Source organism: Actinoallomurus sp. NBC_01490 (assembly GCF_036227085.1).
Lineage (GTDB): Bacteria > Actinomycetota > Actinomycetes > Streptosporangiales > Streptosporangiaceae > Actinoallomurus > Actinoallomurus oryzae.
In genome coordinates this window covers 6,110,726-6,131,414 of sequence record NZ_CP109433.1, presented here as the reverse complement: position 1 = coordinate 6,131,414, position 20,689 = coordinate 6,110,726, and the positions used below count along the sequence as shown (strand labels likewise).

20 protein-coding genes are annotated in these 20,689 nt (G+C 71.1%); 6 read left to right on the top strand and 14 right to left on the bottom strand.

The features are described from left to right. Positions 1–6: 6 nt before the first annotated feature. The 9 genes from OG417_RS28575 to OG417_RS28535 all read right to left on the bottom strand — a co-directional run bounded on the left by OG417_RS28575 (position 7) and on the right by OG417_RS28535 (position 9,199). Positions 7–777: a hypothetical protein gene (locus tag OG417_RS28575; protein WP_329234807.1), complete on the bottom strand. Its 771-nt coding sequence runs from the start codon at positions 775–777 to the stop codon at positions 7–9. After that, the gene (locus OG417_RS28570; RefSeq protein WP_329234805.1) at positions 777–983 is read right to left on the bottom strand and encodes a hypothetical protein; all 207 of its coding nucleotides are present in this window, start codon (positions 981–983) and stop codon (positions 777–779) included. The genes OG417_RS28575 and OG417_RS28570 overlap by 1 nt, the downstream gene beginning before the upstream one ends. A 162-nt stretch (positions 984–1,145) precedes the next feature. Continuing rightward, positions 1,146–1,586: an Lrp/AsnC family transcriptional regulator gene (locus OG417_RS28565; protein WP_329234801.1), complete on the bottom strand. Its 441-nt coding sequence runs from the start codon at positions 1,584–1,586 to the stop codon at positions 1,146–1,148. 77 nt (positions 1,587–1,663) lie between these two features. Beyond that, entirely contained in the window at positions 1,664–2,587 is a 924-nt protein-coding gene (locus tag OG417_RS28560) for a carbohydrate ABC transporter permease (RefSeq protein ID WP_329234798.1), read from the bottom strand. Next, positions 2,584–3,933 (bottom strand): ABC transporter permease, encoded by a 1,350-nt coding sequence (locus tag OG417_RS28555; protein WP_329234795.1) that lies wholly within the window; start codon positions 3,931–3,933, stop codon positions 2,584–2,586. Before OG417_RS28555 ends, OG417_RS28560 begins: the two co-directional genes overlap by 4 nt. A gap of 11 nt (positions 3,934–3,944) precedes the next feature. Beyond that, complete coding sequence (locus tag OG417_RS28550; RefSeq protein ID WP_442875584.1) at positions 3,945–5,267, bottom strand: ABC transporter substrate-binding protein; 1,323 nt, start codon at positions 5,265–5,267, stop codon at positions 3,945–3,947. Further along, on the bottom strand, positions 5,264–6,598 hold the full coding sequence (locus OG417_RS28545; protein ID WP_329234790.1) for an ABC transporter ATP-binding protein: 1,335 nt from the start codon (positions 6,596–6,598) through the stop codon (positions 5,264–5,266). Before OG417_RS28545 ends, OG417_RS28550 begins: the two co-directional genes overlap by 4 nt. A 115-nt stretch (positions 6,599–6,713) precedes the next feature. Next, positions 6,714–7,877 carry an acyl-CoA dehydrogenase family protein gene (locus OG417_RS28540; RefSeq protein ID WP_329234787.1) on the bottom strand — a complete coding sequence of 388 codons (1,164 nt, stop codon included), beginning with the start codon at positions 7,875–7,877 and terminating at the stop codon, positions 6,714–6,716. A 203-nt stretch (positions 7,878–8,080) separates the two neighbouring features. Next, positions 8,081–9,199 carry a M24 family metallopeptidase gene (locus OG417_RS28535; protein ID WP_329234783.1) on the bottom strand — a complete coding sequence of 373 codons (1,119 nt, stop codon included), beginning with the start codon at positions 9,197–9,199 and terminating at the stop codon, positions 8,081–8,083. Between the two features lie 331 nt (positions 9,200–9,530). Here OG417_RS28535 and OG417_RS28530 point away from each other — a divergent pair, with 331 nt between their 5' ends. Further along, the gene (locus OG417_RS28530) at positions 9,531–11,063 is read left to right on the top strand and encodes a SpoIIE family protein phosphatase (protein WP_329234779.1); all 1,533 of its coding nucleotides are present in this window, start codon (positions 9,531–9,533) and stop codon (positions 11,061–11,063) included. A 217-nt stretch (positions 11,064–11,280) separates the two neighbouring features. Here the strand turns inward: OG417_RS28530 and OG417_RS28525 are convergent, their stop codons facing one another. Next, the gene (locus tag OG417_RS28525) at positions 11,281–11,886 is read right to left on the bottom strand and encodes a PadR family transcriptional regulator (protein ID WP_329234776.1); all 606 of its coding nucleotides are present in this window, start codon (positions 11,884–11,886) and stop codon (positions 11,281–11,283) included. A gap of 128 nt (positions 11,887–12,014) precedes the next feature. Between OG417_RS28525 and OG417_RS28520 the strand changes: the two genes are divergently transcribed. From OG417_RS28520 to OG417_RS28500, 5 genes are all read left to right on the top strand, one after another. Continuing rightward, complete coding sequence (locus OG417_RS28520; protein WP_329234774.1) at positions 12,015–12,866, top strand: SDR family NAD(P)-dependent oxidoreductase; 852 nt, start codon at positions 12,015–12,017, stop codon at positions 12,864–12,866. A gap of 40 nt (positions 12,867–12,906) precedes the next feature. After that, positions 12,907–13,743: an SDR family NAD(P)-dependent oxidoreductase gene (locus OG417_RS28515; RefSeq protein ID WP_329234771.1), complete on the top strand. Its 837-nt coding sequence runs from the start codon at positions 12,907–12,909 to the stop codon at positions 13,741–13,743. A 253-nt stretch (positions 13,744–13,996) separates the two neighbouring features. Continuing rightward, positions 13,997–14,899: a 5'-3' exonuclease gene (locus OG417_RS28510; protein WP_329234768.1), complete on the top strand. Its 903-nt coding sequence runs from the start codon at positions 13,997–13,999 to the stop codon at positions 14,897–14,899. A 105-nt stretch (positions 14,900–15,004) separates the two neighbouring features. After that, the gene (locus OG417_RS28505) at positions 15,005–15,505 is read left to right on the top strand and encodes a hypothetical protein (RefSeq protein ID WP_329234765.1); all 501 of its coding nucleotides are present in this window, start codon (positions 15,005–15,007) and stop codon (positions 15,503–15,505) included. A gap of 156 nt (positions 15,506–15,661) precedes the next feature. Then, positions 15,662–16,357, top strand: coding sequence for a Crp/Fnr family transcriptional regulator (locus OG417_RS28500; protein WP_329262674.1), 696 nt, complete (start codon positions 15,662–15,664; stop codon positions 16,355–16,357). Between the two features lie 48 nt (positions 16,358–16,405). Here OG417_RS28500 and OG417_RS28495 read toward each other — a convergent pair whose 3' ends face one another. The 4 genes from OG417_RS28495 to OG417_RS28480 form a co-directional block, all read right to left on the bottom strand. Further along, positions 16,406–19,126, bottom strand: coding sequence for a DEAD/DEAH box helicase (locus tag OG417_RS28495; protein WP_329234762.1), 2,721 nt, complete (start codon positions 19,124–19,126; stop codon positions 16,406–16,408). Positions 19,127–19,198: 72 nt separating this feature from the next. Continuing rightward, a complete protein-coding gene (tatC, locus tag OG417_RS28490) occupies positions 19,199–20,017 on the bottom strand; it encodes a twin-arginine translocase subunit TatC (protein WP_329234759.1) in 819 nt (272 codons plus the stop codon). Between the two features lie 84 nt (positions 20,018–20,101). Beyond that, positions 20,102–20,413: a Sec-independent protein translocase subunit TatA gene (gene tatA, locus OG417_RS28485; protein WP_329234756.1), complete on the bottom strand. Its 312-nt coding sequence runs from the start codon at positions 20,411–20,413 to the stop codon at positions 20,102–20,104. 63 nt (positions 20,414–20,476) lie between these two features. Then, a complete protein-coding gene (locus tag OG417_RS28480) occupies positions 20,477–20,662 on the bottom strand; it encodes a hypothetical protein (protein ID WP_329234753.1) in 186 nt (61 codons plus the stop codon). Positions 20,663–20,689 lie beyond the last annotated feature (27 nt).

Sequence of the window (20,689 nt, the reverse complement as noted above, 5' to 3'; positions counted from 1 at the left end):
TGGCACTCAGTATTCCGAACGTCGCGCCAGCCGTCTGCTCCCACCCAGCCGTGAGGCGAACTCGCTCTCCTCCTCGCCGCTCGTGGCGGCGGCCGTCACCACCTCTTCGACGACCGCGGCGGGCGCGGGCGCCTCCGCCAGCTCCGGCCGATCGCGCAGGCGTTCGGCGGCCTTGCGCAGCGCCCGCTCCCCCACCAGCCGGCTCAGCTCCAGCCCGAAGCAGTCGAGCTTGTCGGCGTCGGTGAGGTCGTCGCGCGCCCGCAGGTCGGCCGCCAGCTCACCGAGACGCTGCGCCTCCGCCAGTTCGTAGCGCCGGATGGCGTGGCTGCAGAGCTCGGCCAGCGCGGCGTGGTCGCCGGCGAACGAGAGCCCGGCCAGGTCGTTGGTGGACAGCCGGCTGAGCGCGCGCTTGCGGTCCATCGCGGCGTCGACGATCTTGAGCAGCCCGGACAGCAGGAGGATCGGGCCGATGCTGACGCCCTTGTCCTGAGCGATCATGAACGACGAGCGGAAGATCGCCGCGGAGCCCACCGCGGCGGCCATGACCTGGGCGACCGCGGCGCCGATCGCCGGCGCGCCGGCCGGCAGCGCGAAGCCCCAGCCCATCGCCTCGGCGGTGATCAGCGCCGCGGTGGAGGCCGAGGCGTTGACCGCGATGTAGAGCAGGCCGGACGGCGAGAACACCGCCGCAGCCGGTTTGTCCTGATATCTGCCGACCAGCTCGGCACCCCCGATGAGTGCGCCGAGCAGCGCGGCGAACAGCATTCTGGCGACCATCACGCCCCCTTGGCCCGTACCGGTTCCAGACCCGCGGCGACGAACCGGTCCGGCGGGCGGGCGGCCTCGAGGAAGACCAGAAGCCACTCCCCCGGACCGGTCGCCGTCCCGAACCGGCGGCCGGGTGGGGAGTCCCTCGCCCGCAGGAACATCAGCAGCCAATCCCCTGAACCCGAGGCCGCGCCCCGGCGCATCCGCGAAGACATGCGGTATACCTTCGCGACCACGGGGCCCGAAGGCGACGACTACGAGCGGCCGGAGTCCGTATGCCCTGCGCATCGCACCGGCACAGAAGGCATGCGGCGAGTCCGTGTCATCACGTGGGATTCTTCACATAGGCGGACCGGCGCACGGCCAGGCCGGCCCGTTCAAAGGCGGGGCGGGCGGCCTTCGTACGGGGTGCTCAGCACGACCGTCGTCCGGGTGGAGACGTTCGCGGCGGCCCGGATCTGCTGCAGGAGCTCCTCCAGCGCTCCCGGCGAGGTGACCCGGACCTTCAGGATGTAGCTCTCCTCACCGGCGACCGAGTGGCAGGCCTCGATCTCGTCGAGGTGGGCGAGCTTCTCCGGGGCGTCGTCGGGCGCCGCCGGGTCGATCGGCTTGATCGAGATGAACGCGGTGAGCGGCAGGCCGACGGCCTCGTGGTCGAGGACGGCGGAGTAGCCCTTGATCACGCCGCGTTTCTGCAGGCGGCGCACCCGCTGATGGACCGCGGACACGGACAGGCCGGTCTCGCGCGCCAGGTCGGTGAAACTCATGCGACCGTCGCCCGCGAGCAGGGAGACGATCTGCCGGTCGATGTCCTCCACGCCTAGAACCTACCGTGACGCCCGGCGGGGAACCGGAACACCGGCATTCCGGCGTTGCCCGGTTATGGACGGCCGGGCTATTTGACGGAGCCGGCGAGGACGCCCTGGACGAAGTAGCGCTGGAAGGCGAAGAACACGACCAGCGGAACGATCAGCGACAAGAACGCGCCGGGGGCGAGGATGTCGATGTTGCCGGTGAACTGCCGCATCTGCGACTGCAGCCACTTGGTCATCGGCTGAGAACCGGTGTTGGCGAACACCAGCGACACCAGCATGTCGTTCCACACCCACAGGAACTGGAAGATCCCCAGCGAGGCGATCGCGGGCCCACCGAGCGGGAAGATCACCTTGATGAAGATCGTCCATTCCTTACCGCCGTCCATCCGGGCCGCCTCCAGCAGGTCACGCGGGATCCCGGCGAAGAAGTTCCGCAACAAGAAGATCGCGAACGGCAACCCGAACGCCACGTGGAAGGCCACCACAGAAGGGATCGACCCGAAGACCCCCAGCCACCCGTACAGCTTCGCGACCGGGATCAACCCGACCTGAACCGGCACGACCAGCAACGCCACCACGATCAGGAACAACCAGTCCCGGCCGGGGAACTCCAGCCACGCGAACGCGTACGCCGCCAGCGACGCGATGGCCACCACCAGCAGCGTGGCCGGCACCGCGATCAGCACCGTGTTCCAGAACGAGTCCACGAAATCCGGCTTGGCCAGCAGATCGGAGTAGGCCTTGAAGGTCAGCTGCGACGGCGCGGTGAACACATGCCACCAGCCCGAGGAGTTGTCATCCTGCTGCGAACGCAGCGAGGCGACGAACAACCCCAGCGTGGGGACCAGCCAGATCACCGCGAGCAGGATCAGCACGACCTGGACCACACCACCCCCCACCTTGGAGACGATGCGCGATGCCAGGCCCCGGCGCGGCGCACCGGAGTACCGCTCGTGCGCTCCGCCCTTCGCGCGGGCCCGCGCGTCGACAGCGTCGATGGTCATCGCTTCTCCGCTCTAAAGCGTCGCAGGTTGAACAACATCGCGGGCACGACCAGCAAGAACAACAAGATCGCGACCGCCGACCCGGCCCCCTGGTCGTTGCCCCCGCCGAAGGACTCGGTCCACATCCGCACCGCGAGCACCGACGCGTTCGGATCACCGCCGCCGATGATGAACACCAGGTCGAACACCTTCAGCGCATTGATCAACATCGTCACGAACACGACCGTCAGCACCGGCGCCAGCAACGGGACGGTCACCCGCCGGAACACCTGCCACTCGGTCGCACCGTCCACCCGCGCCGCCTCCAGCGCGTCCCGCGGGATCGCCGCCAGACCCGCCGCGATCAACACCATCGCGAACCCGGCCCACACCCACAGGAACGCCGCGATGATCGCCGGAGTGATCAACGCCGACCCCAGCCAGTCCACCCCCGCATACGCCGCCGTGAAGTTGCTCTTCGGCAGCTTCAGCGTCGCCCCGGCCGGAAGAGTCTTCGTGAAGACGAAGGAGCCGTCCTCGTCCGTCGTCGTGGAGGCGAGGACCTTGGTGCCCGAGACCGCCTGGACCTTCATCCCCGCCAGGCCCGCCTCGGTGGGATCGGGGGCGTTGAGCGTGCCACCGCCGCCCTTGGTGAAGTCGAACCACACCAGCCCCGACACCTTGCCCGGCACCGGCGCGGGGGCCTTGGCCGGGGTGATCTTCTTGGGCAGGTTCTCCGGCTTGACGCCCACCAGCGGCAGCAGCGTGGTCTGCCCGGCCTGCACCGGGGTGCGGGTCGTGACCGCACCCGCCTGGGCGACGTCCGGGCTCCTGTCGTTCTGCCGGACCGTCGCGCCCGGATACCGGGAACCGCCCGCGAACGTGTCGTGGATCGACGTGATCACCGCATTGGCGACGCCCATCGAGGGGTCCTGCTCGTACACCAGGCGGAAGATCACACCCGAGGCCAGGAACGAGACGGCCATCGGCATGAACACCACCATCTTGAACGCCGTCGACCAGCGGATCCGCTCGGTCAGAACGGCGAACAACAGGCCCAGAATCATCACCACGGTCGGGGCGATCACGACCCAGATCGCGGTGTTCCGCACCGCGAGCAGGCTGTCGTGATCGGTGAAGATGGCGGTGTAGTTGTCCAGCCCCACCATCTTCTTACCCGTGGCGTCGAAGAAGCTACGGATCGCGGTGTAGATGATCGGATACGCCACCAGCGCACCCAGCAGCAGTAACGCCGGGAGCAGGAAGCCGAGCGCCAGCCAGGACGGCGGGCCGAGCCGGCCCGACCCCGGGGTCCCGGCCTCGCCGCCGTCCCGCGGCGAGGCCGTCTCCTCACGTGCGACCGTCATGCCTCGCGCCCTTACTTGTAGGCCTTGGCCGCGTCGGCTTCCAGCTTGGCCTGCACGCCCTTGATGTCGCCCGGGTTCTTCACCAGCGCACGCAGGTCCTCCCACTCACCCTGACCCGGAGTCGCACCGAACGCCGCCGGGGTCTGGTCGGACATGTCATAGCGAGCCGAGTCCCCGGCCGCCTGCAGCTGCGACACCAGCTGCTTGGTCAGCGCGTCCGGGTAGGCGTCCGGCTTGACGTTCTTGCTCGGGGAGATGTAGCCGCCGCCCTTGGCCCACACCGTGCCCGCCTCCGGCGAGGCGAGGAACTTGATCAGCGCCATCGCGCCCTTGGAGTCCTTCATCGCCACCGCGGTGTCACCACCCAGCACCGCCGGAGTGGTGTCCCCGGCCTTGGGGAACGCGAACACCTTCGCGTCCGTCCCGATCTTCGCCGAGGTGGTGCTCACGTTCGCCGCGGCGAAGTCACCGCCGTACACCATCGCGGACTTGTTCTTGCCGAACGTGTCCGTCACCGAAGCGTCGAACTTCTGCTGCAACGCCCCCGCCGTACCACCGGCGATCATGTCGGACTTGCCCCAGACCTGCACCAGCGTCTGCAACGCCTTGGTCACCGACGGGTCGGTCCACTTGATCTCGTGCTTGGTCAGCTTGTCGTACATGTCCGGACCCGCCTGGGACAGGTACACGTTCTCGAACCAGTCCGTCAACGTCCACGAATCGGCCGCACCCGCCGCCAGCTCGAACGGCGTCGAACCCGCGTCCGACAGCGTCTGCGCCGCCTTGGTGAACGACGCCCAGTCCGCCGGCGGCTGCACCCCCGCGTCCTCGAACGCCTTCGACCGATACCAGATGATCGACTTGTACGCCGCCTTCACCAGCACACCGTAGGCCTTGCCATCCACCGACCCCAGCTGCTTCCAGTACGGCGTGTAATTCGCATCGATCACCGCCGTCACATCCGGCGACAACGGCTTCAGATCATTCTTCTTCGCGTACTGCGCCACCAGACCAGGCTGCGGAAGAATCGCAACATCCGGCGGCTGATGAGCCTGCAGACGCGGCCCAAGATACGCATCCTCATTCTCACCGGTCGAAGCGTAATTCACCTTCGCACCGGTCTTCTTCTCAAAGGCCGACAACACCTTCTCGAAGTTCTGCTGCTCCACCCCCGTCCACTTCGCCGCGACCTCGATCGTCACGCCCTTCAGCTCCTGACCCCCGGCACCGGAGCTGGACGAGTCGGAAGGCTTGTCGTCGCCACCGCAGGCCGCGGCCGACGCCAGCAGCCCGGCCGCGGCCACCGCGGCCGTCCATCGCGTGCTGATCCTCATCGGTCTTCCTTCCTGGCGTCGTCGTCGGGGTCATCGCCGGTCGCGTCACCGGCCGGTGCGGGCGCGTCCGCGGCGGCCTCCTCCACGGTGGGCTCCTCCGCGGCCGGCGCTTCGGGTCCGGTGCCGCCGGCGGCCTCGTCGCCCCAGATCGCCGCGCTCGTCTCCAGGTCGAAGAAGTGCAGCCGGGCGGTGTCGACGCGCACCTCGACGGCGTCGTCGACCGTGACCTGCGTGCGGGGGCTGAAGCGCGCCACCACGACGGTGTGCGGCGTCTCCAGCGTGCCGAGCACGTCGGTGCCGGCGTCGCGGGCGAGCTCCTTGGTGTCCTCGGTCACGACCGTGGAGGTCTCCAGCCCGAAGTGCACGAGCACGTCGGAGCCCATCGCCTCGACCAGCTCGGCGGTCGAGGTGAGCCGGTTGCCGTCGGTCGCCTCGCTGAGGCGGGCGTCCTCCATGTCCTCGGGCCGGATGCCGACGACGAGGGAACGGCCGATGTAGTCGCGCAGCGCGGGCCTGCGCTCCAGGACCTCGGGGCCGACGCGGAGCTCCTGCCCGCCGATCTTCAGCCGCAGGTCGGCCGCGGTACCGGTCAGCTCTCCCTGCAGGAGGTTCATCGCCGGCGAGCCGATGAAGCCGGCGACGAACAGGTTCGCCGGCCGGTCGTACAGCTCCTGGGGCGGCGCGACCTGCTGCAGCTCGCCCTTCTTCATCACCGCGACCCGGTCGCCGAGGGTCATCGCCTCGGTCTGGTCGTGGGTGACGTAGATCGTGGTGACGCCCAGGTCGCGCTGGATGCGGGCGATCTCGGCGCGCATCTGCACGCGCAGCTTGGCGTCGAGGTTGGACAGCGGCTCGTCCATCAGGAACGCCTGCGGCTCGCGGACGATCGCCCGGCCCATGGCGACCCGCTGCCGCTGACCGCCGGACAGGTTCCGCGGCCGGCGGTCGAGGTAGTCCTCCAGCCCCAGCGTGCGGGCGGCCTCCTCGACCCGCTTGCGGATCTCCGCCTTGGGCACCTTGCGCAGCGTGAGCCCGAACCCGATGTTCTGCCGGACCGAAAGGTGCGGGTACAGGGCGTAGCTCTGGAAGACCATGGCGACGTCACGGTCGCGCGAGGGCACCCGGTTGACCACCCGGCCGCCGACGCTCACCGTGCCCTCGGAGATCTCCTCCAGGCCGGCGACCATTCGCAGCGCCGTCGTCTTGCCGCAGCCGGACGGTCCCACGAGAACGAGAAACTCACCGTCCGCGATGTTCAGATTCAGATCGTCGACGGCACGAGTGCCGTCCGGATATACCTTGCCGACCCCGGCCAGGACGACCTGTGCCACCGCGCCTCCTCAACCAATATCCCGGGACGCAAAAGAACGCGTGCCAGTGTCCTACTCCCCCTTTTACGGAGGCCGCAAGATATCCGGTCGGAGAACGCGCTTCGTAAAGAGATCGTTATCTTGGGTGGGTCAAGGCGCGGCCGATGACGACGCGCTGAACCTGATTGGTTCCCTCGACGATCTGCAGGACCTTCGCCTCGCGCATATAGCGCTCGACCGGAAAGTCACTGACGTATCCATAGCCGCCGAGCACCTGGACCGCGTCGGTGGTCACGCGCATCGCCGTGTCGGTCGCGAACAGTTTGGCCATCGCCGCCTGCGTGCCGTACTCCAGCCCGGCGTCACGGCGGCGGGCGGCGCTCAGGTACAGCGACCGGGCCGCCTCCACGCCCGTCGCCATGTCGGCGAGCAGGAACCTCAGCCCCTGGAACTCCCCGATGGGCCGGCCGAACTGGCGGCGTTCGCGCGCGTACGCGACGGCCGCGTCGAGGGCCGCGCGGGCGACCCCCACGGCGCACGCCGCGATGCCCAGGCGGCCGCCGTCGAGCGCGGACAGCGCGATCGGGAACCCCTGGCCCTCCCCGCCGACCAGGTCGTCGGCGGGCACCCGCACGTCGTCGAAGCTCACCTGCGCGGTGGGAGAGGAGCGCAGGCCCATCTTCCTCTCCGGCGGTGCCGCGGAGATGCCCTCGCCGGCCGCGCCGACCTGCAGGCAGGACACCCCGCGGCTCTTGTCGGGCCCGGTGCGGGCGAAGACGGTGTAGAAGTCGGCACGGCCGCCGTGGGTGATCCACGCCTTGGTGCCCTGCAGCCGGTAGACGTCGCCGTCACGCTCGGCCCGGGTGGTCAGCGCCGCGGCGTCCGACCCGGAGTGGGGTTCGGACAGGCAGTACGCGCCGAGCGTCTCACCGCCCAGCATGTCCGGCAGCCACCGCTCGCGCTGGGCGGCCGTGCCGTACCGCGCGACCGGGAAGCAGGCGAGCGTGTGCACGCTCACGCCCAGGCCGACGGCGAGCCAGCCGGCCGCCAGCTCCTCGATGACCTGCAGATACACCGCGTACGGCTGCCCGCCGCCGCCGTACTCCTCCGGGTAGGGCAGGCCGAGCAGCCCGGCGCGGCCCAGCGTGCGGAAGACCTCGCGGGGGAACCGCCCGGCCTCCTCTTCGGCGGCGGCGCGCGGCGCGAGCTCGGCCGCGACCAGGTCGCGGGTCAGGTCGAGAAGATCATGGGCCTCCGGCGTCGGCAGGTCGCGTTCGACGCTGGTCTCCGCAGGGCTCATCGTCCATCCGCCTCCCCGTCCCTCCTCGACGCTGAAGAGGAACTCAGGAAAATACTAGGACGTCCGACTAACCGGTTTCGCCGCCGCCCGCGCCGGCCGCCGCGAGCGTGCTCCGAGCCGGAGCGCCGCGCGGCGGAGACGGCGGACCGGTCCGGCCGGCGGCGGGGCCGTGCGGCGCCGCCGGGGCGCCGCACGGCGTCCCGTCAGGCGTCGACGATGACCAGGTCGCGCGTCACGCCGTTGACGCTCTCGTGGCCGTCGGCGGTGCACACGACGATGTCCTCGATGCGCGCGCCGTGCGGGCCGGGGTAGATGCCCGGCTCGATGGAGAAGGCCATGCCCACGTCGAGCGGCTCGGTGTTGCCCGCGACGATGTAGGGATCCTCGTGGGTCTCCAGGCCGATGCCGTGGCCCGTGCGGTGGATGAAGAGCTCGCCGTAGCCGGCCGCGGCGATGATGTCGCGGGCGGCGGCGTCGACGGCCTGCGGAGTGACGCCGGGGCGCACGGCGGCGCGGGCGGCGGCCTGTGCCTCCTGGAGCACGGCGTAGTAGGCGCGGAAGTCCGCGGGCGCCTCACCGACCGCGTACGTGCGCGTGGAGTCCGAGCAGTAGCCGCTCGGCATGGTGCCGCCGATGTCGACCACCACCGGGTCGCCCGGCTGGATCACGCGGTCGGACAGCTCGTGGTGCGGGCTGGCGCCGTTGGGTCCGGAGCCGACGATGACGAAGTCGGTGACCGCGTGCCCCTCGGCGACGATCGCCTCGGCGATGTCGCGGCCGACCTCGCGTTCGGTGCGGCCCGCCTTGAGCAGGCCCGGCACGAGCCGGTGCACGCGGTCGATCGCCGCTCCCGCCTCGCGCAGCGCCTCGACCTCGGCCTGGCTCTTGCGCATCCGCAGCTCGCGCAGGACCGTGCCCGCGGGGATCTGCTCGGCGCCCGGCAGCGCGGCGCGGAACCGCAGCGCCATGACCGCCCACATGCGATCGGCGACGCCGACGCGTGACACGTCACGGGGCAGCCGGGAGGCCACGAGCGCGAACGGGTCGTCGGTCTCGTCCCAGGGAACCATCTCCAGGCCGAGCTCCCCGGCCGGCGACGCCTGCGCCGCCGGCAGCTCCAGCCGGGGCACGACCAGGAACGGGTCGCCGGCGGCCGGCATGACGAGACACGTCAGGCGTTCGAGCTGGATGGCGTCGTAGCCGGTGACGTAACGCAGGTCGGGCCCTGGCGTCAGGAACACCGCGCCCAGGTCCGACTCGGCGACCGCCTGCCGCGCCCGTGTCAGACGCTCGGGCTCGAAAGCTGATTCAGCACTGGTCAACGTGCCACCTCTCCTTGTTGCGGGCCTGCCGGAAATCTACCCGTCCCGGCGGACGCCGACCGCTCCGGCGCGAGGCGGGGGAATCGCCGATGCCGGTGACCTCGGACGCAGGAGGCGGTCACGAATGATCGCTGTTCGCGATCGCTTCATCGCGGAGGGTGTGAATCGCTAGGATATGGTCTACGGCTCACCCGAGGTGAGCGCGTCCGCCAGATGCTGCTTCGTATCCGCCACGACCCCCGGAAACCAGGTTCGGTCCCCCTTCCGCCGCCCCGGAGCCACTACTGTGAGTGTCCGTCCGGGTGCAGACGATCACCTCGAAAGCGGTCACATGGGCATCCCTCACGACCACGACGGCTCCGGGGTCGAGCGTGCCGCCAGCTTGGCGGACACCGTCGACCGGCTCCGGGCAGAGCTTGAGCAGACGCACGCCGTCGCCCGCCGCACGGCCATTCTCGAACAGGCGAAGGGCCTGCTCGCCGAGCGGTTCGGCTGCGGCGTCGCCGCCGCCCACACCCATCTTCTGGAGATCGCGCGCGACAGCGGGGTCTCCCCCGAGGTCGCCGCGCGCTTACTGCTGACCCCCGAGCCCGGCGGTGAGGACGCCCCCTCTCCCGGCGTCCTGTCCGTCCTGTCCCCCGGCGTGCCGGACACCGACGTCGCCGCCCGCCTGCACGCCCGCGCGCGGCCACGGGTGACGCCGTCGCCCGGCCCCGCGCCGCCGGCCGCCGACGACCCGGCGGCGCAGCATGAGCAGACCCAGCGCATCGGCAACCTCGGCTGGGGGCTGTGGGACCTGACCGGCGGCCGGATCCACTGGTCCGACCGGCTCTACCGCATCTTCGGACGCGATCCGGCCGAGGGCCCGCTGCCTCTCGAACGCCTGGCCGAGCGGGTCGTTCCCGCCGACGTGCCGCTGGTCGTCCACCTGGTCCGCACGCTGCTCGACGGCACCGAGAAGGTCGACAACGAGATCCGTGTTCTGCGCGGAGAGGAGACCCGCGACGTACGGTTCATGGGCGAGCCGGTGCTGGACGCCTACGGCACGCCCGCCGCCGTGCGGTGCGTCTGCCAGGACGTCACCCGCTGGCGCCTCGGCGAGCGGGCGCTCAAGGCCTCCCGCGTACAGCTGGAGCGCCGTCTCATCGCCGCCGAGCGTCACCAGGCGATCGAGATGCAGCGGTCGATCCTCCCCCTGCCCGAGGGCATCGTCGAAAAGCCGGGGCTGCGCGCGGCCGTGCGTTATCTGCCGGCGGGTCACTCGGCGCGGGTCGGCGGCGACTGGTACGAGACGACCGCCATCGACGGCGAGGGAGTCTTCCTCGCCATCGGCGACGTGTCCGGGCACGGCCTGAACGCCGCCGCGGCGATGGCCCGGCTGCGCAACGGCCTGAGCGGGCTGGCGTTCTCCGGCGCGCCGCCGGACCGGCTGCTGGGCTGGCTCAACCGGCTGACGCTGCACTGGCCGACGTCCCTGACCGCCACCGTGCTGGCGGGCCGGTACGACCCGGACGAGCGCACGCTCACCTGGGCCCAGGCGGGTCACCTGCCACCCGTGCTGATCCGCGAGGGCAAGGCCGTCACGCTCGACCCGCCGGAGGGCATCCTGCTCGGCGCGATGCACGAGCCGGAGTTCGCGGTGGAGACGACCTCGCTGGAGCCGGGCGACCTGCTGCTGCTCTACACCGACGGCCTCATCGAACGCCGGGAGCGCTGCCTACAGGAGGGCCTGGATCTGCTGGTCCACGCGGCGTCCACCACCGGCTCCCGCGACCCGGAGGGCGTGCTGGACCACGTCCTGGAGGCCTTCGGCGCCCCCAACCCCAACGACGACACCTGCGTGGTCGCCATCCAGATCGAGTGACTCCGGCGCGCCGCGGCCGGGGCCCGTCGCGACATCCTCGTTCGTGGCCCGTGGTGTCCGGCCGGCGCCTCGCACGGCGGAGGAGGGCGCCGACGCGGTTCGCCGACCGGCGACGGGACGAGTGCCCGCGCGATCCCCCTACCGCCCGCCGAGGGCGCGGGACGCGGCACCGCCCGAGCGCCGCGCGCCATGGGACGGCGGGGCCTTGAGACAGACCCTAACCGGCCGCGGCCGGCTCGTCGGGGCCGGTCGGCGTCCGAGCCGCATCGGCCGCCTCGTCGGACCGGCCGGTGTCCGCGACCGCCGGGGGCACGGTCTGGGCCCACTCGGCCCAGTCGGCCAGCGCCTGGTACATCCGGATCGCCGCCTCCACGGCCACGCGCATCGACTTGGTCTGCATGCTGTCGCCGAAGTCACCGCGGTCCTTGGCCGCCGCGTACGTCCGTGCCATGGCGGCGGTCTCGGCGAAGAACCGCTGCTCGCGACGCAGGTGTTCGCGCAGTGCGTCCGGTTCCATGAGCCAGAAGAAGAACGACCGCAGCACCGACTCGCTGCGCAGGGTGTGGTCGACGTCGCCCTCGGCCAGCCAGCGGCGTACCTCGGCGAGGCCGGTGTCGGTGATCCGATACGCCTTCCGGCCGCGCGGGCCACGGCTGTCCACCTCGATCATCCCGGCGCCGGCGAGCCGTGACAGCTCCGCGTAGATCTTCGGGTGCTGGGCCGGCCATACCGGGCCGAGGGCCTCCTCGAAGCGCCGGGCCAGGTCGTACCCACTGGCCGGGCCTTCGGCGAGCAGCCCGAGCAATCCATGGCGCAGGGACAAGACAGCACCTTTCCGGACGTGGTCGTGGACTCCATCTTGACATGTCCCCTGGACCACCTCGATGATTCCACATGTCCCTAAGTACATGTCCTCCAGAACATGTACCCCAGTACACATGAGGTGGGTTCATGGGCACGAACACGCGCGCCGTCTTCGTCACGGGAGCGGCCGGAGGCATCGGCACCGCCACGGCCCGGGCGCTGTCCGAACGCGGGTACCGGGTCTACGCCGGCGTCCGCGCCGAGGCGCCGCACCTGCGTGACCTGGCCGGCGTCGAGCAGGTGCGGATCGACGTCACCGATCCCGGCAGCGTCGCGGCCGCGGCCGAGGAGGTCGCCCGGCTGGGGGACGGCGAGGGCCTGGCCGGCGTCGTCAACAACGCCGGCGTCATCGTCCAGGGCCCGCTGGAGCTGGTCCCGGCCGGCGAACTGCACCGGCAGTTCGCCGTCAACGTCTTCGGGCCCGTCGAGGTCACCCGCGCGTTCGCGCCGCTGCTCCGTACGGGAGGCGGCCGTCTGATCAACATCAGCGCACCGACCGCGCGGCTCGCCATGCCGTTCGCCGGTCCGATCTCGGCGAGCAAGGCCGCACTGGACGCCCTGTCCGACGCCGCGCGCGTCGAACTCGCCGGGCAGGGCATCGCGGTGGTCACCGTCGTCCCGGGCTCCGTGGAGACCGGGATCTTCGCCAAGGCGAACGCCGCCGCGGAGACCGCCCTCGCCTCCGCCGACCCGGCGCGCCTCGCGCTGTACCGGCGGCAGATCGAGGCCGTGGACGCCGCCGTCGCCCGGATGCGGGGCGCCGGGCCGGACCGGGTCGCCCGCACGATCGTCCGGGCGCTGGAGGCGAACCGCCCGCGGGCCCGCTACGCGGCCGGCTCCGACGTACGGCCCGCGCTGATCCTGGCCCGCCTGCCGTCGCGGCTCCGTGACCGGGTGGTGGTCCGGATGCTCGGGCTCGGCAAGGCCACGGCGGCCTGACCGGCCGGTGCCGCGAACCGAGGAAGTCAAGGGAGCAGAGATGACGAACATCGCCCTGGTCACGGGCGCGACCTCCGGCCTGGGCAAGGCGGTCGCCACCGCTTTGGCCCGGGAGGGCCGGCACGTGCTGGTGCACGGCCGCGACGCCGGGCGGGCGACCGCCGTGGTGGATCAGATCACCGGTTCCGGGGGCAGCGCCGAGGTCTGCCTCGCCGACCTGGGCTCGCTCGCGCGGGTCCGCGAGCTGGCCGACCGGGTGACCGGCGAGCACGGCGCCGTCGGGCTGCTGGTCAACAATGCCGGCGTGGGCGCCGGCCGTCCGCCGTACCGCCGCAGAATGCTCAGCGAGGACGGCCACGAACTGCGGTTCGCGGTGAACTACCTCGCGCCGGTCCTGCTGACCCGGCGGCTGCTGCCCGCGCTCGAGGCGGGCGCGCCCGCGCGGGTCATCAACGTCGGCTCGGCCGGGCAGGCACCGGTCGACCTGGCCGACCTGGGGCTGGAGAGGCACTACTCCGGGGCGCAGGCGTACTTCCGCAGCAAGTTCGCGCTCGCCGCGTTCACCTTCTCCCTCGCCGAGGAGCTCGCCGGGCGTCCGGTCGCGGTCACCTGCCTGCACCCGGCGACGATGATGAACACCCACATGGTCAGGGAGTCGATGATGCCGCCGATGTCCACGGTCGCCAAAGGCGTGCGGGCGGTGATCAACCTGGCGACCGGGCCGGCCGGCGCGACCGGCGGGCGCTACTTCGACGGCACCGACGAGGCCCGTGCCCACGAGGGGACCTACGACCCTCTGTCGCGCGACCGGTTGCGCGCGGTGACCGCCGGGCTGCTGGCCCCGTTCCTCGACGACGCGCGGGCGCCGGGCCGCTGACGGTTCCCCGCAGGCCTCGCCGGGCGCGGGGAACCGGTGGGCGGCCGGTACGCCGGCCTCCGCACCGCCGCGGAGACGCTCGCCGTCTTCGCCGGACGCGTCCTCGGTCATCCACACGGGGACGGGGCGCGGCGCGCGGAGACGGCGGCGTGCGCGCGTTCAGTGGGCGTTTCCGAGCCGGGGCCCGACCGGGTCGGACGACCCGGCGGTTCCTGTCGGCGGAGGCTGCCAAGATGGGGGCGTGGGTGGACTCATGCTGCTTGACACGCCGTCGCTGTACTTCCGCGCCTTCTACGGGGTGCCCGAATCGGTGACCGCCTCCGACGGCACGCCCGTCAACGCGATCCGCGGGCTGCTCGACATGATCGCCCGGCTCGTGCGGGAGCGGTCGCCGCACTCCGTGGTGGCCTGCATGGACGCCGACTGGCGCCCGCGGTTCCGGGTCGAGGCCCTGCCGTCCTACAAGCTGCACCGGGTCGGGCCCGACGGCGGCGACCAGACGCCGCCGGCACTCGGCGCGCAGGTCCCGGTCATCGAGGAGGTGCTCGAGGCGTTCGGCATCGCCAAGGTCGGCGCCGCGGGGTACGAGGCCGACGACGTCATCGGCACGCTCGCCGCCGCCGAGCCGGGGGAGGTCGACGTCGTGACCGGCGACCGTGACCTGTTCCAGCTCGTCCGCGACGACAAGCCGGTGCGCGTCCTCTACACGGCGCGCGGCATCAAGGCGCTGCAGGTCGTCGGCGAGGCCGAGGTCACCGCCAAGTACGGCGTGCCGGGGCGGGCCTATGCCGACTTCGCGACGCTGCGCGGCGACCCGAGCGACGGGCTGCCGGGCGTGCCCGGCGTCGGCGACAAGACGGCCGCCGCTTTGATCACGAGATTCGGTTCGCTGGAGGGCATCGAAAAGGCGCTCGATACGGGCGAGATGTCCGGTTTCCCGGCCGGCAGCCGATTGAAGCTGGAGAAGGCGCGCGACTACCTGCGCGCCGCCGAAATGGTCGTGCGGGTCGTCACCGATATCCCCCTTCCGGATCTCGACGCGCGGCTGCCGCGCACGCCGCGCTCGCCGGAACGCCTGGTGGAGCTCACCGACCGGTGGAACCTCGAGGGTCCGGTCAACCGATTGCTGGCCGCCGTGAAAACGTCGGGCGACTAATGCGCTGATTGCGTCATATGGCGCAGTGTTCCCGGCCGCTTGGGGTTTTCATTTCAGTGAGAGGCGCAGTGAAAGTTGCGCGACGGGGATCACTGAGAGGCGGCCATGACGACGATCCTCAGCAGGCGAACACCACCGTCCCCCGGGGATGACGGGGCGGCGTTCGGCGGCGTGAGCGCGATGTTCGGGATGGTGCGGCGCTCCAACCACGCCACCGCCCTCGCCGGATGGATCGTCGCGACGGGGGCGATGGGTCTGGTCGTGCAGGCCGATACGATCCGGACGGCGAGCGGCGCCCCGTACGGCGGCGTCCTTCTCGCGGCTCTGGCGCCGGTGCTCGCCGCCGGCGCGGTGACCGTCGCCCTGCTCGTCCGCGCGAACCGCCTCACCTCGTTCGCGCAGGAGCGGTTCTATCGCTTCATCGCCGAGATCCCGGGCGACGCGCCGGAGCTGTGCGCGCCGGCCGTGCTGCAGCTGCAGAAGCTGACCGCGGCCGTGCGCCATCGCGAGACGCTGACCCAGCAGGCGCTGACCTGGGCCTACGTGACCGGCGTCGGCGTGCTCGCCTGGAGCGTCGCGGCCGGGGCGATGGCCTTCGGCCGTTAGGCCGTCACGGACCGGCCGGCACCCGGGTCATGGAAAACCGCCCCACTCCCCATGCATCGGGTGCCGGCCTCTAGACATCCTTGCCATTCATTAGGTCCACTGGAAGAAATGAGGTTCAATAACGAACCTCTGCCGGGACGGGCAGACGGGAACCTGGTGCAGGAGACCCTCGCGAACAGACAAGGTTTTTGGCAGGCACTGAACGAGTCCGAACGGACCGCGTTGCGCGCGGCCGGTCGGACTCGTGAGTATGCCGCCGGTACGCTCTTGTGCAGTCAGGGCGCCGACCCCGACCACGTCCTGATCATCTTGGACGGGTGGGTGAAGGTGACGGCCGGGCGTGCCGACGGGCATGAGGTCATGCTGGCGATCCGCGGACCGGCCGACACGATCGGCGAGAGCGGCTGGCTGAACGGCCGGCCGCGATCGGCGAACGTCAAGGCCCTCAACCGGGTGCGCGCGCTCGCGGTCCCGGCCGAGCAGTTCGCGAACTTCCTCAACGCCCACGCCCACGCCGCGCAGGTCCTCGCGCGGGTGATGGTCGGCCGGATGGACGACGCCGACCGCCGCATGACCTCCCAGGTCGGCACGAGCGGCCCCAAGCTGCTCGCGCTACTGCTGCTCGACCTGGCCGAACGCTACGGCGTTCCGGGCGCGGACGGCGCCGTGGCGCTGCCGTTGCCGCTGACCCAGCACGAACTCGCCACGATGATCGGCCGGGCCCGCGAGACGGTCGCCCGCGCCCTGACGGTGTGGCGCAAGCACGGCGTGGTCGTCACCCAGCGCATGCGCATCCTCATCCTGGACCCCGGCGCCCTGCGCGAGGTCGCCGAGGCCGAGGACGAGTTCTGACCGACGCCCCGTGACGGGAAACCCGCGGGGACCCGGCGCGCGGGCCGGTCAGGCGACGGAGGAGTAGGCGACGACGCCGCGGCGCATGGCGTCCATGGCCTTGCCGGCCGTCGCGCGGATGCCGCTGTCGCGCGGAGCGGCCTCGGCGATCTGGCCCAGCAGGTCCAGCAGCTGCTTCACCCAGCGGACGAAGTCGCCCGCGGTCAGGTCCGTGTCGCTGAGCACCGCGTCGAGCTGGTGGCCGCGGGCCCACCGGTGGGCGGCCCACACGAAGCCCAGGTCCGGCTCGCGCAGGAACGCCACGCGGTGGTCGCGTTCGACCTCGCGCAGGTCCTCCGCCAGGCTCGCCATCTTCGTCAGCGCCTCGGTGACCGGGCCGGCCGGCACGCGCGGGGCCTTGGGGTCGTCGGTCCGGGACTCGTAGACGAGCGCGGACACGCTCGCGGCGAGCTCGGCGGCGTCCAGGCCCTCCCAGACGTTCTCGCGCAGGCATTCGGCGGTGAGCAGGTCCGACTCGCTGTAGAGGCGCCCCAGCCGCCGCCCCGCGTCGGTGACGCGCTCGTCCTCCAGGTAGCCGAGCTGTTCGAGGACGCCGCACACCCGGTCGAACGTCCGGGCGATCACCTGGGAACGGCCCTCGACACGGCGGCGCAGATCGGCGGTCTCGCGTTCGAGCCGGAAGTAGCGTTCGGCCCACCGGGCGTGGTCCTCGCGTTCCGCGCAGCCGTGGCAGGGGTGTTCGCGCAGCCGCCGGCGCAGCTCCTTGATCTGCGGGTCCTCGCCGGTGGGCTCGGGCCGCTTGGCCGGGCGCGGCGCATCGATCAGGGCGGTCTTGTTGCGCAGCGTGGAGGCCAGGTCACGGCGGTGCTGAGGCGACTTGCGGCTGAACGACGCGGGGATGCGAATGCGCTCCACCGGCTCGACCGGACCGCGGAAGTCCATCAGCGCCAGCTGCTTGACCTGCCGGTTGACGGTCAGCACGAGCGGTGACGGATCGTCGACGCGTTTGGCGGCGCCGGGTTCGAGCACGAGCGCGAACCCGGCCCACCGGCCGTTCGGCACGACGATGACGTCACCGGGCCGCAGCCGCTCCAGGGACCGCGCCGCCTCGGCCCGCTGGGCGCCGGACCGCGCACGCGCGAGCTCCTTCTCCCGGTCCGACAGCCGCCGCCGCAGCCGGGCATAGTCCATGAAGTCGCCGAGGTGGCAGGTGGCGGCCTCCAGGTAACCCTCCAGGGCCTCCTCGTTGCGCCGTAGCTGCCGTGCCAGGCCCACCACGGCCCGGTCGGCCTGGAACTGTGCGAAGGACTCCTCCAGGAGCGTACGGGCCCGCTCACGGCCGAACTGGCCGACGAGGTTGACGGCCATGTTGTACGACGGGCGGAAGCTGGAGTTGAGCGGGTAGGTGCGGGTGCCGGCCAGGCCGGCCACCGAGCCGGGGTCGACGCCGGGGGTCCACAGCACGACGGCATGGCCTTCGACGTCGATGCCGCGCCGCCCCGCCCGGCCGGTGAGCTGGGTGTACTCCCCCGGCGTCAGGTCGGCGTGCATCTCGCCGTTCCACTTGACGAGGCGTTCGATGACGACGGTGCGGGCCGGCATGTTGATGCCGAGTGCGAGCGTCTCGGTGGCGAAGACCGCCTTGATGAGCCCCTCGGTGAACAGCTCCTCGACGATCTCCTTGAACGTCGGCAGCATCCCGGCGTGGTGGGCGGCCAGGCCGCGTTCGAGAGCGCCCAGCCAGGCGCGATAGCCGAGGACGTCCAGGTCCTCGCGCGGGATGTCGGCGACGCGTTCCTCGACGTGGGCGCGGATCTCCTCGGCCTCCTCCATGGAGGTCAGCCGCAGCCCGGCGTACATGCACTGCTCGACGGCCGCGTCACAGCCGGCCCGGCTGAAGATGAAGGTGATCGCGGGCAGCAGCCCGGCCCGGTCGAGGCGGTCGATCACCTCCGAACGGGCCGGCGGGCGGAACCGCTGCGGCCGTGCCTCACGCCGCCGGCCGCTGCGGCGTCCCTGGTTGACCTTGGTGCGCCGCAGGTCGTCGAGGGCGAACCGGCGCAGCGCCGGGTTGACCTTGGTGTGTTCGTCGTCGACGAACAGGTCGTACAGCCGGTTGCCGGCCAGCATGTGCTGCCACAGCGGCACCGGCCGGTGCTCGTCGACGATGACGGTGGTGTCGCCGCGCACCTCCTGCAGCCACTCGCCGAACTCCTCGGCGTTGCTGACCGTCGCCGACAGCGCCGCGAGGCGTACGGACTCGGGCAGGTGGATGATGACCTCCTCCCAGACCGCGCCGCGGAACCGGTCGGCCAGGTAGTGCACCTCGTCCATGACGACGTAGGCCAGCCCCGACAGCGTCGGGGAGGAGGCGTAGAGCATGTTGCGGAGCACCTCGGTCGTCATGACGACGATCGGTGCCTCACCGTTGATGGTGTTGTCGCCGGTGAGCAGGCCGACCTTCCCGGTGCCGTAGCGGCGCACCAGGTCGGCGTACTTCTGGTTCGACAGCGCCTTGATCGGCGTGGTGTAGAAGCACTTCTGCCCGTTGGCCAGCGCCAGGTGGACGGCGAACTCGCCGACGACGGTCTTGCCGGAGCCGGTCGGGGCGGCGACGAGGACGCCATGGCCGTTCTCCAGCGCGCGGCAGGCGTCGACCTGGAAGAAGTCGAGGTCGAAGTCGTACAGGCTCTGGAAGTCCGTCAGCGCCGGCGTGTAGCCCGCCATGCGCCGGCGGTTCGCGGCATAGCGCTCCGCGGGGGTGGTCATGGTCCAAGCCTACGGAAGGCCGGGCGTGGGACGCGGCACACCCCGACGATCATCGAACCGCCGGGGGTGGCCCTAGCCGCGTGGGGTGTCCTCCAGGTCGTGGTCTTCCAGGTCGCCCATGTCGATCGGGGACGCCTCGTCGTCGGACAGGTGGGCGTACGGGTCGGGCCGGGCGGCCTTGCGCTTGTCGTGGACGTAGGCGATCACCTCGGCGACCTCGAACAGCACGACGGTCGGCAGGGCGAGCGCCAGCATCGTGAACGGGTCCTGGCTCGGCGTGGCGACCGCGGCGAACACGAAGATGCCGAAGACCAGGGTGCGGCGCCACTTCCTGATCCGCGCGTGCGTCAGAACGCCGGCGAGGTTGAGGACGACGACGAACAGGGGCAACTCGAACGTCGCACCGAAGATCAACAGCATCGCGACGGCATAGCCGAGATAACTGGTGATCGTCACAAGGGGCAGGACGTGCTCCGGCGTGAAGCCGAGCAGGATGCCCAGGCCCTTGTCGAGCGTCAGGTAGGCCAGGCACGCGCCCAACGCGAACAGCGGGACCGCCCCGGCCATGAAGACGTACGTCCAACGCCGCTCGCGCTGGTAGAGCCCGGGCGCGACGAACGCCCAGATCTGGTAGAGCCAGATCGGCGCACCGAGCACCAGCCCGATGATCAGACAAATCTTGATCCGCAGCACGAACGGGTCGAGGATCCCGGTCGTGGTCAGTACGCACTGCCCGAGGCGGTTGGCCTGCGGAATCTTGCAGTACGGGTGCTGCAGGACGTTCCAGATCGGGTCATAGAAGATCCAGCCGACGATGCCCCCCGCGACGATCCCGAGCATCGCCTTGAGCAGACGGTTGCGCAGCTCGCGGATGTGCTCCATGAGCGGCATACGCCCATCCGGGTTCGGCGTTCGGGAGGCACGCCGCAGGGACTTCATCGCCGACATGTGATTGTGTGCTCCGGCTCGTCAGGATTACTTGCCGTGCTCCGACTGCCGTACCGGCACGCCTTCCTTCACGGCGTCGTCCACCGGGGCCTTCAGCTCCTGCGGACCGGCCTGCGCCTCGAGCCGTGCCGCCTCCGCGCGCAGCCGTGCGGCCTCCGTGCGAGCGTCGGCCGACGTGCTCTGCTTTTCGTCATCGTCGCCGATCAGACCCTTGGTCTCGGATTTGAAGATGCGCATCGAACGCCCGAGCGAACGCGCCGCCTGGGGCAACTTCGCCGAGCCGAACAGCACCAGAATGACGACCGCGATGATCGCGATCTCCCACGGGCCAAGATCCATGACAGTCCTCTTCAGCAGTGGCCGGTTCTCCCCTGATCGTACGCCGTCCGGGCGAATGGCTCACTATCGCGTTTCCTCCAGACGGCGCGCCGCGGTGCGCAGCGCCGAATGTTTCGGCGCCAGACGCTGTCTGGTGTGCTGGATCTCCCGGCCGAGATCGCGGACGGCGACGAACACCTTGACCGCGCAGACGGCGATCACCACCAGTCCGGCGAAGGTCAGTCCGATGAACAACATCACCCACGGCACGCGCCCGAGACTACACGGCCCGTGGCC

Coding starts and splice junctions, on each gene's coding strand:
- OG417_RS28505 (WP_329234765.1), top strand. CDS start 15,005: ATGACGACGATCCTCAGCAGGCGAACACCACCGTCCCCCGGGGATGAC.
- OG417_RS28555 (WP_329234795.1), bottom strand. CDS start 3,933: ATGACGGTCGCACGTGAGGAGACGGCCTCGCCGCGGGACGGCGGCGAG.
- OG417_RS28510 (WP_329234768.1), top strand. CDS start 13,997: ATGCTGCTTGACACGCCGTCGCTGTACTTCCGCGCCTTCTACGGGGTG.
- OG417_RS28570 (WP_329234805.1), bottom strand. CDS start 983: ATGTCTTCGCGGATGCGCCGGGGCGCGGCCTCGGGTTCAGGGGATTGG.
- OG417_RS28550 (WP_442875584.1), bottom strand. CDS start 5,267: ATGAGGATCAGCACGCGATGGACGGCCGCGGTGGCCGCGGCCGGGCTG.
- OG417_RS28575 (WP_329234807.1), bottom strand. CDS start 777: ATGGTCGCCAGAATGCTGTTCGCCGCGCTGCTCGGCGCACTCATCGGG.
- OG417_RS28495 (WP_329234762.1), bottom strand. CDS start 19,126: ATGACCACCCCCGCGGAGCGCTATGCCGCGAACCGCCGGCGCATGGCG.
- tatA (WP_329234756.1), bottom strand. CDS start 20,413: ATGGATCTTGGCCCGTGGGAGATCGCGATCATCGCGGTCGTCATTCTG.
- OG417_RS28530 (WP_329234779.1), top strand. CDS start 9,531: ATGGGCATCCCTCACGACCACGACGGCTCCGGGGTCGAGCGTGCCGCC.
- OG417_RS28520 (WP_329234774.1), top strand. CDS start 12,015: ATGGGCACGAACACGCGCGCCGTCTTCGTCACGGGAGCGGCCGGAGGC.
- tatC (WP_329234759.1), bottom strand. CDS start 20,017: ATGCCGCTCATGGAGCACATCCGCGAGCTGCGCAACCGTCTGCTCAAG.
- OG417_RS28560 (WP_329234798.1), bottom strand. CDS start 2,587: ATGACCATCGACGCTGTCGACGCGCGGGCCCGCGCGAAGGGCGGAGCG.
- OG417_RS28515 (WP_329234771.1), top strand. CDS start 12,907: ATGACGAACATCGCCCTGGTCACGGGCGCGACCTCCGGCCTGGGCAAG.
- OG417_RS28540 (WP_329234787.1), bottom strand. CDS start 7,877: ATGAGCCCTGCGGAGACCAGCGTCGAACGCGACCTGCCGACGCCGGAG.